Source organism: Enterobacter cloacae complex sp. SHL021 (genome assembly GCF_049237765.1).
Lineage (GTDB): Bacteria > Pseudomonadota > Gammaproteobacteria > Enterobacterales > Enterobacteriaceae > Enterobacter > Enterobacter cloacae.
This window is the reverse complement of sequence record NZ_JBMKJG010000016.1, coordinates 42,216-55,353: the sequence shown is the minus strand read 5'-3', so window position 1 is coordinate 55,353 and position 13,138 is coordinate 42,216. Positions and strand designations below refer to the sequence as shown.

The 13,138-nt window shown below is 56.2% G+C and carries 13 protein-coding genes; 8 read left to right on the top strand and 5 right to left on the bottom strand.

Going from position 1 to position 13,138, the window contains the following annotated elements; genetic code table 11:
- Positions 1–14: 14 nt before the first annotated feature.
- From hslO to ACOTZF_RS16705, 4 genes are all read right to left on the bottom strand, one after another.
- The gene (gene hslO, locus ACOTZF_RS16720; protein WP_013099084.1) at positions 15–893 is read right to left on the bottom strand and encodes an Hsp33 family molecular chaperone HslO; all 879 of its coding nucleotides are present in this window, start codon (positions 891–893) and stop codon (positions 15–17) included.
- A gap of 24 nt (positions 894–917) precedes the next feature.
- Complete coding sequence (hslR, locus tag ACOTZF_RS16715) at positions 918–1,319, bottom strand: ribosome-associated heat shock protein Hsp15 (protein WP_013099083.1); 402 nt, start codon at positions 1,317–1,319, stop codon at positions 918–920.
- Positions 1,316–1,999, bottom strand: a complete 684-nt coding sequence (yrfG, locus tag ACOTZF_RS16710; RefSeq protein WP_013099082.1) for a GMP/IMP nucleotidase — start codon at positions 1,997–1,999, stop codon at positions 1,316–1,318. The genes hslR and yrfG overlap by 4 nt, the downstream gene beginning before the upstream one ends.
- A gap of 62 nt (positions 2,000–2,061) precedes the next feature.
- The gene (locus tag ACOTZF_RS16705; protein WP_129317777.1) at positions 2,062–4,200 is read right to left on the bottom strand and encodes an intracellular growth attenuator family protein; all 2,139 of its coding nucleotides are present in this window, start codon (positions 4,198–4,200) and stop codon (positions 2,062–2,064) included.
- A 325-nt stretch (positions 4,201–4,525) separates the two neighbouring features.
- Between ACOTZF_RS16705 and nudE the strand changes: the two genes are divergently transcribed.
- Positions 4,526–5,086 (top strand): ADP compounds hydrolase NudE, encoded by a 561-nt coding sequence (nudE, locus tag ACOTZF_RS16700; protein WP_029882167.1) that lies wholly within the window; start codon positions 4,526–4,528, stop codon positions 5,084–5,086.
- Between the two features lie 82 nt (positions 5,087–5,168).
- Here nudE and mrcA read toward each other — a convergent pair whose 3' ends face one another.
- Complete coding sequence (gene mrcA, locus ACOTZF_RS16695; RefSeq protein WP_040022715.1) at positions 5,169–7,721, bottom strand: peptidoglycan glycosyltransferase/peptidoglycan DD-transpeptidase MrcA; 2,553 nt, start codon at positions 7,719–7,721, stop codon at positions 5,169–5,171.
- A gap of 120 nt (positions 7,722–7,841) precedes the next feature.
- Here mrcA and ACOTZF_RS16690 point away from each other — a divergent pair, with 120 nt between their 5' ends.
- From ACOTZF_RS16690 to aroB, 7 genes are all read left to right on the top strand, one after another.
- The gene (locus ACOTZF_RS16690; RefSeq protein WP_040022712.1) at positions 7,842–8,618 is read left to right on the top strand and encodes a hypothetical protein; all 777 of its coding nucleotides are present in this window, start codon (positions 7,842–7,844) and stop codon (positions 8,616–8,618) included.
- Positions 8,615–9,103, top strand: a complete 489-nt coding sequence (locus ACOTZF_RS16685) for a PilN domain-containing protein (protein ID WP_013099077.1) — start codon at positions 8,615–8,617, stop codon at positions 9,101–9,103. Before ACOTZF_RS16690 ends, ACOTZF_RS16685 begins: the two co-directional genes overlap by 4 nt.
- A 3-nt stretch (positions 9,104–9,106) precedes the next feature.
- Positions 9,107–9,568 (top strand): HofO, encoded by a 462-nt coding sequence (locus ACOTZF_RS16680; protein ID WP_129252531.1) that lies wholly within the window; start codon positions 9,107–9,109, stop codon positions 9,566–9,568.
- On the top strand, positions 9,558–9,950 hold the full coding sequence (locus tag ACOTZF_RS16675; RefSeq protein WP_040022705.1) for a HofP DNA utilization family protein: 393 nt from the start codon (positions 9,558–9,560) through the stop codon (positions 9,948–9,950). The genes ACOTZF_RS16680 and ACOTZF_RS16675 overlap by 11 nt, the downstream gene beginning before the upstream one ends.
- The gene (hofQ, locus tag ACOTZF_RS16670; RefSeq protein ID WP_040022704.1) at positions 9,865–11,100 is read left to right on the top strand and encodes a DNA uptake porin HofQ; all 1,236 of its coding nucleotides are present in this window, start codon (positions 9,865–9,867) and stop codon (positions 11,098–11,100) included. Before ACOTZF_RS16675 ends, hofQ begins: the two co-directional genes overlap by 86 nt.
- A gap of 286 nt (positions 11,101–11,386) precedes the next feature.
- A complete protein-coding gene (aroK, locus tag ACOTZF_RS16665) occupies positions 11,387–11,908 on the top strand; it encodes a shikimate kinase AroK (RefSeq protein ID WP_003861630.1) in 522 nt (173 codons plus the stop codon).
- 57 nt (positions 11,909–11,965) lie between these two features.
- Positions 11,966–13,054, top strand: coding sequence for a 3-dehydroquinate synthase (gene aroB / locus ACOTZF_RS16660; RefSeq protein ID WP_029882162.1), 1,089 nt, complete (start codon positions 11,966–11,968; stop codon positions 13,052–13,054).
- The last annotated feature ends 84 nt before the right edge of the window (positions 13,055–13,138 follow it).

The following is a 13,138-nucleotide window of genomic DNA, read 5'->3' as shown; positions in this document are numbered from 1 at the left end:
CCGTTGCTTTATGATCAGTGAACCTGCGGATCCGCCGGAGAGGCGTTGTTGCGGATCTCAGCGATATCCATCGAGTTGAACACATAGTGCGTACCGCAGTAGTCACAGTGCATATCGATTTCACCGTCTTCAGCCATAATGCTGTCGATCTCTTCATCCGGCAGGGTTTTCAGTGCGCCAGCGCAGCGTTCACGTGAACAGGTACACTTAAACTCCACGGCCTGCGGATCGTAAACCGTCACCTCTTCTTCATGATACAGACGCCACAGCACATCGGTCGCCGACAGGTTGAACAGCTCTTCCGCCTTGATGGTTTCGGTCAGCGTCGCCAGGTGCTCAAAATCATTGGTCTGCGCATCCTGTGCGGGCAGAACCTGCAGCAGCATACCGCCTGCAGCAGGTTGGCCGTCTACTTCACCGGTACGAATGAACAGGCGAGTTGGCAGCTGTTCTGAACGCATGAAGTAATCTTCCAGACAGGCGGCCAGGGTATCGCCTTCCAGACCGACCACGCCCTGATAGCGTTCACCTTCTTCCGGGGAGATGGTGATCACCAGGTAACCATTGCCCACCAGCGTTTTCAGATCGGCATTTTCAGGAACGTCGCCCTGAACGCGCGCGACGCCGCGCATCTGCTGCTGATTGTTACCGTTGATCACGGCCAGCGACATCGGGCCATCACCCTGTAGCTGCACGGTGATATCACCGGCAAACTTCAGCGTGGCGGTCAGCAGGCTGGTGGCAACCAGCAGTTCGCCCAACAGGGTTTTCACCGGCAGCGGGTAGTTGTGGTTTTCCAGAATCTGTTTCCAGGTTTCGGATACGGTGACCAGCTCGCCACGCACGGCGAATTGTTCAAACAGATAGCGGTGTAATTGGTCGTGTTGGGCCATAATAGTCTCTCGTGCAGGTGAGGGTTACTCGGTCTCACCGTGTTTAAATTTCATCAGATCGCGGCGCTCTTTTTTATCCGGTCGCCGGTCCGGGTGGGGCATGGTCAGCGCATTCATTTTGCGCGCCAGCGCGGTCTTTTCGCGCTTTTCAATGCTCTCAGCCGTCTCTTCATAAAGCTGTACGGCTTCAGATGCGGGCCGTCGTTGTTCGGTAATGGCTTTAATCACCACCGTTCGTTCATCGTTGCCCTGACGCAGCGTTAAGGTGGCATTCAGTTCAACCAGCTTACTCGGCTTGCTACGCTGGCCGTTGTAATGCACCTTTCCGCCGTCAATCATCTCGCGGGCAAGGGCGCGCGTTTTATAAAAACGGGCTGCCCACAGCCATTTATCCAGTCTTACCCCATCTGAGGGTTTTTCTTTCATGGCGTCTCCTTCACGGTCAGTGAGGGGATCATCTGACGATAGTCGCCCAGCCCCGGATGCCGCAGATAGCTTTTATCCGCCAGACCGGAGTCAGGATTGGTCACGCCCAGGCAGTAGCGAATGCCAAACGCCGCAGCGGAATCCAGAATGGGCTCGCTGTCATCAATGAACAGCGTGCGTTCCGGCTGTAAACCGGTCTCTTCCTTCACCGCATGCCACAACCGCTGATCCTCTTTCGGATAACCAAATGTGTGGGTGGAAAGTAATAAATCAAGGTGTGACGCAAGACCCGTATGTTCCAGCTTCACGGCCAGATTATGCGGATGGGCGTTGGTCAGCAAAATACGGCGCTTGCCGCTTGCTTTCAGCGCATCCAGGAAGGGCACGGTGTCCTCACGCAGTACGGCGCGCGGGCCCTGGGCGGTGGTCATGGCACAAATATCCAAACCGAGTCGTTCGCTCCAGTAGTCCAGACAGTACCAGTTTAGCGTATGTTGCACCGCGCTATATTGCGAACGAATGAATTCCTGCGCTTCTGCCGGGGAGATACCCTGCTGTTCGCCATAGGTCTCCGGGACCAGCTTTTGCCAGAAGTAATTATCAAAGGCGAGATCGAGCAGCGTGCCGTCCATATCCAGCAGGACGGTATCAACCTCCTGCCAGGCGATATCAAGATGCATAGGGGAACTCCAGCCAGAAGAAACGTGCGCGACAGGGTAGCACAACTTGTCGCGCAGCGATGTTATCCGATCAGGCTCTCAGAGGAGGGGACCAGCTTAGGATTAAGGCAATTTTCGTAGTATTGCTGGATCTCAGCAAGCCGGGTGCGCGAACGCTGGTAACGGCGCAGAGCCATGATGCCGTTCCAGAAAATAGACACCAGCATGGCGATCATCAGCAGTGATGTACCGATATAACGCCATAAACCCGCGCTGTCAGGCATCCGGTGCAGGCCGATATGGCGCGTACCGTTGGCATCGGTAAAGATACTGGTCACAATCCCTTCGGCACTGAACGGCGTTTGCATCAGCATCTGCGCCAGGCGCTGGAACTGCCCCCATTGTTCCTGAGCCGGGTAGTCGTACAGGGCAATTTGCGGATAAGGCTGATCGACCAGATCGCTGCCTTCATCGCTGACAATCACAAAGCCGCCAGGCGCCGGGCTATTCAGCGCCTGGGCCGCACGGGTGGTTTCACGCATCACAAACGGCGCGGTAGAGGTCGCCACCAGGTTATCCAGCGATTCGGCACTCACCGGGCGCAGTAGCACGTTCACGCCGTCCAGACGACCCGCTTCGGCGCGCTTCACCAGCGAGTCCCAGTCTTTGCTGTTACCCAGGTTCACGAGCGCATTTTTAAGGCGAACGCACTCATCCTGTGCTGAACATAAATCCTGCGTTTTCAATACGATTTCGCCAAAGTCATCCAGTAGTACCATCCCGGATTTCTGAATGGCAGAACGCAGGGCAGGGCTGACGCGTGAATCATCATCGGTTTTCGGGTGCAGCTGGCGGTTGAGCGTCTGGGTGAGCGCAGTGGCTTTATTGACGACATCCGATTCTGGCAGCGGCAACGGCGGCGCATCGTTCCAGACGATTTGCGAGCAGTCGAACGGCATGAACGGCGAGTTCTGACGGGTATTCCAGGCCCCTGGGGTGTGGATGTTACACATCCCGGTACCCTTCAGACGGAGCGTATCACCCACCCGCACGCCAGCGTCATCCAGCTGCTTAACGCTGGTGGCCTCTACGGTTTGTGCCCCTTTGATCCACGACAGGGTGAATTTGATGGGCATATCCAGCGGCACGAACAGCAGCATCAGAGCAAAGACCAGCGCTGCGCCCCCGGCGATAACCGTACTGCGTAGCCAGTGCTGAAGCGGGAAGTTTTTCACTTCATCGTGCAGGGAGAGGAAGCGCCCCTGACGCACAACATGGCGGTCAAGGTAGATATCAATATCGGTTTTATGCCCCAAATCCTGTGCAATCCATGGCTGCCAGTGGCGCGGATAGATAAGGTCAATAATCCCGAGAGAGATATTGTTGATATGTTCCTGATCGTTCTCACCGAACAGGCCCCAGCGCTTAGGGGTGCCGCGCAGGCAGTGAATTTCACGCAAAGAGGTTTTGGCCGGAGGCGCAAACAGCCCCCACAGCCCGGCGGCCAACAGCAGCAGCGCACCGCCCGCGAGCCACGGGACAAACACATCCGGCGTCAGCAGACAGAAGAAAAAGAGCAGGAAGGCGGCCACAATCAGGACCGCCTCGCGAATGCCATCCGGACGACTCAGGGCGTGCTCTTCATGAGTCTCCTGACGAATGTTCAGCAGTTCAATTTGCTCGGTCTCTTCACCGCGAATGGAGGCCTGCTTTGAACTCGCGCGTTCCAGCGCAAAGCGCGGTGCTTCATGAATGTATTCATTCAGCGTATGGCCGTTCAGGGAGATGACCAGCGGCAGCGAATCGGTATGGATAAGCTCAACGCTGTTTTCGTCATTAATGTACTGCTCCCAGGAGGGAGGCAGATGCACTTCAACGGAGTCGAGGTAGTAACGCCATTTATTGGGATCGTCCGTCGTGATGCCATAACGGGTGATGGAGCGCGTCACGCAGAGCACGGTGTCGCTTTGTGCGTTCAGATTGAGGGTGACAGGCGCAGCCGTAGCCCCCGTTGGCCCGGGCGTTAACTGGGAACGGTTGAGGGTTTCGAGATAGTTCTCAACAGTATCGCGCTCTTCTTGCGTGAGTTTACGCGTTGTGGCACCGGCAAAGGCCGTTAAAAAGGGCAGCCTGAAACGACGCTGTACGCGACGCCTGTATACCCACCCTGCAACTAAAGCGCCGGCCAGCATAGCAGCGAGAACGATCAAAATGGTGCTCATGCTTTCCCCATCTTACTTTATCTTCTTACAGGTGTAGTCAGTGCACCTTTAACAATGAATGAGAGTCTGTGGTTGGCTATCGGCAAGCATGGAGTCGAACTTGAGCATTCTGCAGCGCATCCCAGTGACCGATGATGATAGCAAAGCCTGTCATGGCGCGATATCAGCAAATTCCTGGAAACATTTCAACCTCTTGACATTTGTTTTGATTTGAGGATTGATTCCTGTCAGGTTGCACAAATGTAAATAAAGAACAATTGACATTGCCGAAACCGTGCGGCGTATCGCACAATAAAGTCAGTTCACACTTCAAAGACCCGTCAAGATGAGCAAACCACTACAAAAACCCACCATTCTGAGTGTTGAAACTGTCGCGAAATCCCGGCTGTTTAATGTCGAAAGTGTGGACCTGGAGTTCAGCAACGGCGTGCGTCGCGTTTATGAACGTATGCGCCCCTCATCGCGTGAAGCGGTGATGATCATCCCCATTGTTGATGACCATCTGATTTTGATCCGCGAGTATGCAGTGGGCACGGAATCTTATGAACTGGGTTTCTCGAAAGGGCTTATTGATCCGGGTGAAACGGTCTTTGAAGCAGCAAACCGCGAGCTGAAAGAAGAGGTTGGATTTGGCGCGAAAGAGCTATCGTTCCTGAAAAAACTGAGCATGGCTCCCTCCTATTTTTCCAGCAAAATGAACATTGTGGTGGCTGAAGATCTTTACCCTGAATCGCTGGAAGGTGACGAGCCGGAGCCGCTGCCCCAGGTTCGCTGGCCACTGGCGCACCTGATGGATTTGCTGGAAGATCCTGACTTCAATGAGGCGCGTAACGTGAGCGCGCTGTTCCTGGTGCGGGAATGGCTGAAGGGGCAGGGGCGGCTGTAGTGGCCTGATGCCCCAACCCTCTCCCACGGGAGAGGGAGCAAACACAAAAACGGCAACCCGAGGTTGCCGTTTTGCTTTGTTGTCAGAACAGCTCGTGCGTCTCGCCGTTATCAATAATCTCTGTACCCACCTCATGCACCGCCTGCGTGGTTGGCTGCGTACCTTCGATGAAATACTCCTCACGGCTATTGCCACCGTTGGCTAACTGCCCGGTGCTGCGGTCGATATTGACCGTGACCACGCCCGGCGGTGGCGTCAGTGGCTGCTCCGGCACGCCCTCAAGAACGGATTTCATATAGGCATCCCAGGCCGGTTGCGCACTTTTGGCCCCGCCTTCGTAGCCGGAAATCTGATCTTTGATCGCGCCAGACGCCGTGGTGCGGCCTAAATCGCGGCGGTGATCGTCAAAACCGATCCAGACCGAAGTCACCACGCCCGGGCCGTAGCCGGAGAACCAGGCATCTTTCGAGCTGTTGGTGGTCCCGGTTTTACCGCCGATATCGTGGCGCTGTAAATCACGCCCGGCACGCCAGCCGGTACCCTGCCAGCCCGGTTCACCGAAGATGTTGGTATTCAACGCGCTCTTGATCAGGAATGACAGCGGGGTGTTGATCACATGCGGGGCATACTCCTGCGCACCGCTCTGCGCCACCAGCGCCTGGTTTGCCTGTTCCAGCTGTGGCTGCGGCACCACGCCGTTCGGCTGCTCCTGCGACACGGCGACATCTTCCATGTCCTTGTTTTCAAGCACGTTAGACTTCGGCGTATTGCCGTAAATCACCGGGATATCGCACTCCGCACAGGCAATTTTCGGTTTCGCTTCGAACAGCACACCGCCCTGGTCGTTTTCGATTTTACTGATGAAGTACGGGTCGATCAGGAAGCCGCCGTTGGCCATGACCGAATACCCCCGCGCCACTTGCAGCGGCGTGAACGATGCCGAGCCTAACGCCAGCGATTCGGTGCGCACGATGTTCTGTGCCGGGAAGCCAAAACGTTGCAGATACTCTGCCGCGTAATCGACGCCCATCGCACGCATTGCACGCACCATCACCACGTTTTTCGACTGACCCAGCCCCTGACGAAGGCGAATAGGACCTGCGTATTCCGCCGGCGAGTTCTTCGGCTGCCAGTCGGAACCGGCACCGGCATCCCAGCGAGAGATCGGCACGTCATTGAGGATACTGGCAAGCGTTAAGCCTTTATCCATCGCCGCCGTGTAGAGGAACGGTTTGATATTCGAACCGACCTGACGCAGCGCCTGCGTCGCGCGGTTGAATTTGCTCTGGTTGAAATCAAACCCACCCACCAGCGCCAGCACGGCACCGTTTTGCGGGTTAATGGAGACCAGCGCGGAGTTGACGTCTGGCACCTGCGCCAGCCACCAGGCATCGCCCACCTGACGCACCCAGATTTGTTGTCCGGTTTGTACGACATCGGTCACTTTGCGTGGCGTTGGTCCCTGTAAGGTGTCAGAGCGGTACGGACGCGCCCAGCGGATCCCGTCCATACGCAAGGAGACTGAGGTGCCATCCGCAAGCGTTGCAACGGCTTCCTGAGGCGTGGCCTGCGTCACCACCGCAGGCAGCAGCGGGCCGTAGGTAGGCAGCGCTTTCAGCGTACTGGTGATTTTTTTACTGTCCCAGGCGCTTTCGCCCACCTTCCACAGCACATTGGACGGGCCGCGATAGCCGTGACGCATATCGTAGTCCATCACGTTATTTCTCACCGCATCCTGTGCCGCCTGCTGCCCTTTACGGGTAACCGTGGTGTATACGCGATAACCATCTTCATAGGCTTTATCCCCATAACGGCTGACCATTTCCTGGCGAACCATTTCGGTCAGATACGGGGCAGAGAAGGCGATTTCCGGCGCATGGTAGTTGGCGTCGATGACATCGTTGCGTGCCTGCTCATATTCACTCTGGCTGATGTAGCCTTCGCTCAGCATACGTGACAGAACGACATTGCGACGTGCGGTGGCGCGATCGAGCGAGTAGAGCGGGTTAAACGTGGACGGGGCTTTAGGCAGGCCGGCAATGGTCGCCATTTCGCTTAAGGTCAGTTGCTCCACGGGCTTGCCGAAGTACACCTGTGCCGCAGCACCCACGCCGTAGGCGCGATAACCGAGATAGATCTTGTTGAGGTAAAGCTCAAGGATTTCGTCTTTACTCAGCAACTGCTCAATACGGATCGCGAGGAACACCTCTTTTATCTTACGGATCAGCGTCTTTTCAGGGCTGAGGAAGAAGTTACGCGCCAGCTGCTGTGTAATGGTACTTGCCCCCTGAGAGGCATGCCCGGAGAACAGCGCAACGCTTGCGGCACGGAAAATCCCCACCGGGTCAACGCCGTGGTGCTCGTAAAAACGGCTGTCCTCTGTGGCGATGAAGGCCTTCACCATCACAGGGGGAATTTGGTTTAAGGTCAGCGGGATACGGCGTTTTTCGCCGTACTGCGCCATCAGCTCGCCGTCGGCGCTGTAGACCTGCATTGGGATCTGGAGCCGCACATCACGAAGCGTAGCGACATCAGGTAGCTGCGGCTCAATATATTTGTACAAACCATAAATCGAGCCTGCTCCCAGCAGAATGCAACACACTGCAAGGATTAATAAATACTTTACGAACTTCACCGGAGATTTCCCATCTGGTTTCACTTGGGCAGTTTCTAAACAATCGCGCGGTAGTATAAAGGCAAGCCTGATTCATTGATATAGCCGTCACGGCGACGGGCGATAAGGAGATCGTGAAGCATGGCTTTCAAAACATGGCAAACGGGCGTTCATATTCAACAAGATAGGGTGCTGATTGTCGCGCTGGTTCGTGAGCGTCTCAGCTGGTGTCTGCGCCGCTGGTGGGCGATACCGCTGACGGAAGGCATCATCCTCGACGGGAAAATTTGTCAGCCAGAACAATTGCTTGACGCATTACGCGGCTGGCGGCGTACGTTGCCGCATCAGCACCGGGTGTTCCTCTCATTTCCGGCGGCGCGTACCCTGCAAAGATCGTTGCCCCGCCCGGCTATCGCCCTGCGCGACAGCGAACAGCTCTCCTGGCTAGGGGCTGCGCTCTCGCGTGAGCTGGAGATGTCCCCTGATGCGCTGTGCTTCGATTACGCACAGGACACGTTCAGCAACACATTTCATGTCACCGCTGCGCAAAACAAAGAGGTTGAAACACTACTGACGCTCGCGAAAACGCTGCATTTACGGCTGGTGACGATTACTCCGGATGCCAGCGCGCTGGCAAATTTTCTTCCTGCGGTGGCACCGGCGCAGTGTGTCGCGTGGCGAGACGAACATCAGTGGTTGTGGGCAATGCGCCACCAGTGGGGGCGCCGCTTCGCTACCGAGGCCAAAAGCGTGGCTGAACTGGCGGTACTGCTGGCTCTCGCGCCGGACGATATCGCGCTGTTTGATAGCCAGCGCGACCCGTGGGAGATCGTCTCTCGCTGTCAGCCCCCGCTGCCGGAGTGCGGTGCCGATTATGCCGTCGCGCTGGCGCTGGCCATGAGCGAGGTGCCTGAATGAGCATGACCAATCTTCTTCCGTGGCGACAGCAACGACGCGCGCGCCGCGTGCGGTTCTGGGGAGGGCTGTCTGCGGCCACCTGTATTCTGACGCTGGCAACGGTTTTCAGTCTGAGCATGCACGCCCACCTGAAACTGCACGCCCTACAGGCTGAACTGGCGGGCATGCAGACCGTGCAGCGCGCGCTGTCTTCTCGTCTACCTCTTGCCACACCCGCTCCCACGCGCCAGCCACAGCGTATGGCGTGGCACCCGGTGCTGGCGTCACTCTCCGATGCCATTCCGGCGCAGGCATGGTTCACTGAGCTTCGTTACCAACCGCCCTCTTTGATGATTAACGGCTATGCCTCAGCACTGCCCGCCCTGTCGGCAATGGGTGATGCTCTGCGACAAATAGCGGGTTTTACCCCAGGGTCAGCAGGGGAGATACGGCAGGATAATCACGGGCGCTGGATGTTCACGTTTCAGCTCACAGGCCAGGGGTAACGTGTGAACAGAATATTTGAACTCTGGTGTGAGAGCCGTCGCCGGTACCGGCTCCTGTGCGGTGGGCTGGGCGTTGCCTTGTTGTGGGGAACCGCATGGGGCCTGTTCCTGAGGCCGCTTAATTCACAGCTTGCTGCGCTTCAGAAGCAAATGGCCGACGCCGTACAGCGCCATACGACGCTCTGGCCTGTCGCCAGCAACGCGCCGCGCCGGACACCTGAGCCTGACGCACGCCCGGTGGTGCGCTTTTCCCCGCTGGATTTTCAGGCTGATGGCGCAACGCTGGTGCACTGGAAACCCCTTCCGGGCGGTGGAGAGCTGGCGCTGGATGCCGAGTGGCCAGCAATCCTGACGGTTTTCGCCCGGCTGGCGCAGCAAGATGTCCGGATTGCCGCCTTTACGCTTGCGCCTCAGGGCGCGGCGTTACGTCTGCGAGTGCAACTGGAGCTAGACCATGCGAAATAGCCTGCGCTACCTGCTGGTTTGCTCAGTGCTGTTACTCACCGGGATGCGCGATCCGTTTCGTCCGCCCGACGATCCCTGTGCCGTTGGCGAGCTGACGCAGTGGCACTATCGCGGCATGGTCGGCGGGGTTGGCCTGTTGCAGGACGGGAAACAGCGCTGGTATCGCCTGCACTTAGAGGAACGTTTACCGGCGGGCTGGCGGGTCAGCGCAATGAATGAGACGCAACTCGTCATAAACGTGGGTGAAACCTGTGAGCCAGCGCAATGGACATGGCAACGAGAAGGAACGATAAAATATGAATTTAAGGATAACGCTGCTGTTACTGACGATCGTCACTCCGCTGGCCGCCGCACCGAAGCCGGTCACGCTGGTGGTGGATGACGTTCCTGTGGTTCAGGTCCTGCAGGCGCTGGTGGCACAGGAGAATCGTAATCTGGTGGTGTCACCCGACGTAAGCGGCACATTATCGCTCAGTCTGACGCATGTTCCGTGGCGACAGGCATTACAGACGGTGATCGCCAGCGCAGGGCTGGTTCTGCGCGAGGAGGGCGGCATTTTCTATGTCAATACGGCGGCCTGGCAGCGCGAACAGCAGGAGCGTAAAGCACAGGACCGGGCCCGCAGGCAGCTTGAGGCTCCGCTGCTCTCGCAAAGCATTTCGTTTTCATACGCTGATGCCGGGGAGCTGCAAAACGCAGCGGAAAAACTGCTCAGTCCGAAGGGCAGTCTGTCTCTTGATAAACGCACCAACCGGCTGCTGGTCAGGGATAATAAAGCCGTACTGGAGACGCTACAGCGCTGGGCAACACAGATGGATATTCCCGTCGAGCAGGTCGAACTGGCGGCGCATATCGTCACCATCAACGAAAAAAGTCTGCGGGAGCTGGGGGTGAAATGGAATCTTGCCGAGGCCAGCGAAGTGGGCAAGGTTGGGCAAATGACAACCCTTGGCAGTGATTTATCCGTGGCCAGCGCCACCAGCCATGTGGGGTTTAACATCGGGCGTATTAACGGCAGGCTGCTGGATCTGGAGCTGTCAGCACTGGAGCAAAAACAGCAGGTCGATATCATCGCCAGCCCGCGACTGCTGGCCTCACACATGCAGCCAGCCAGTATCAAACAGGGCAGTGAGATCCCATACCAGGTCTCCAGCGGGGAGAGTGGGGCCACCTCTGTGGAGTTCAAAGAGGCGGTATTAGGTATGGAGGTCACCCCAGTGGTGCTACCGGGCGGGCGCGTGCGCCTGAAATTACATATCAGTGAAAATATGCCGGGGCAGGTGTTGCAACAGGCTGATGGCGAAACGCTGGCTATCGACAAACAAGAAATAGAGACTCAGGTGGAGGTAAAAAGTGGAGAAACGCTGGCGCTGGGCGGTATTTTCTCGCAAAAGAATAAAACCGGAAGTGATAGCGTACCCGGGCTCGGTAAAATCCCCTGGCTTGGGCAGCTTTTTCGTCATGACGGTAAAGACAATGAACGGCGTGAGTTAGTGGTGTTTATAACACCACGTCTGGTGGCTATTCACTGACGGGAAACGATCCCCGCAATGATTTTGCATTCAGTTTGTTGCAGATGTTTGACGTGGGGCATGAATTAGCATACAAGGAGTACCGATTTGAGTTGGACTGACGTCTTGTTGTCTTATGCGTCTGGTGCGGTGATTTAATCAGTTGCCAAACAAGCCGGAGTATTGAGATAATTTTTAGTCTGACTCTCGCTCTATTGCATATGAGGTTTCAGTTCATGTCCTGCTACGCCGGGTGTCTGCGAAGCGGGGATTACCATTAACGAATAGTCTTAGTAGTACCGAAAAAATGGCAGAGAAACGCAATATCTTTCTGGTTGGGCCTATGGGTGCCGGCAAAAGCACTATTGGGCGTCAGTTAGCTCAACAACTCAATATGGAATTTTACGATTCTGATCAAGAGATTGAGAAACGAACCGGAGCTGATGTGGGCTGGGTCTTCGATGTAGAAGGCGAAGAAGGTTTCCGTGACCGAGAAGAAAAAGTGATCAACGAACTCACGGAAAAACAGGGCATCGTGCTGGCGACCGGCGGCGGTTCTGTAAAATCTCGCGAAACCCGCAACCGTCTCTCCGCCCGTGGCGTAGTGGTCTATCTTGAGACGACCATTGAAAAACAGCTGGCACGTACGCAGCGCGATAAAAAGCGCCCGCTGCTGCAGGTTGAAACGCCACCACGCGAAGTTCTGGAAGCGTTGGCCGATGAACGCAATCCTCTGTACGAAGAGATTGCTGATGTGACCATTCGTACTGATGATCAGAGCGCTAAAGTGGTTGCAAACCAGATTATTCATATGCTGGAAAGCAACTGATTCTGGCTTTATATACACTCGCCTGCGGGTAAAAGCATTAAAGGTGGATGTCGCGTCATGGAGAGGATTACAGTTACTCTCGGGGAACGTAGTTACCCTATCACCATCGCGGCTGGTTTGTTTAACGACCCAGCTTCCTTTTTACCACTGAAAGCGGGTGATCAGGCGATGCTGGTCACCAATGAGACGCTGGCTCCGCTTTATCTTGACCGCGTTCGCCACCTGCTTGAGCAGGCGGGCGTGAAGGTCGACAGTGTAATTCTGCCCGATGGCGAGCAGTATAAAAGCCTGACGGTACTGGATACCGTCTTTACCGCATTGCTGCAAAAACCCCATGGTCGCGATACGACACTGCTTGCTCTCGGTGGCGGTGTTGTGGGCGATCTGACGGGCTTTGCGGCAGCAAGCTATCAACGTGGTGTCCGTTTTATTCAGATTCCGACCACCTTACTGTCTCAGGTCGACTCTTCCGTTGGCGGCAAAACCGCGGTCAACCATCCGCTCGGCAAAAACATGATTGGCGCGTTCTACCAGCCTGCTTCGGTGGTGGTGGATCTCGACTGCCTGAAAACCCTGCCAGCACGCGAACTGGCCTCTGGCCTGGCTGAAGTGATCAAATACGGCATTATTCTCGACGGCGAGTTCTTTAACTGGCTGGAAGAGAATATGGATGCGCTGTTGCGCCTGGATGAGGCTAAACTGGCATACTGCATTCGCCGTTGTTGTGAGCTGAAAGCAGAAGTTGTTGCAGCAGACGAGCGTGAAACGGGCTTACGTGCTTTACTGAATCTTGGGCATACGTTTGGCCACGCAATTGAAGCCGAAATGGGTTACGGAAACTGGCTCCACGGTGAAGCTGTCGCTGCTGGCATGGTGATGGCTGCCCGTACCTCCGAACGTCTGGGTCAGTTCAAACCGGAAGAGACGGCACGTATCATCGCACTGCTGGAACGTGCTGGCTTGCCGGTAACCGGGCCGCAGGAGATGTCGGCGCAAGCGTATTTACCCCACATGATGCGCGATAAAAAAGTATTGGCAGGTGAGATGCGTCTTGTACTCCCGCTTGCAATAGGGAAGAGTGAAGTGCGCGGCGGAGTGCCGCACGATGTCGTTCTTGGCGCTATCGCTGATTGTCAGCAGGCGTAACAACTAGAAAGGTCAGGCCACTGTTACCGGTGGTCGTTTAGCTTCAGGCGAAATGCAAAGTCGTAGGCATAAGCCTTTGAGTGG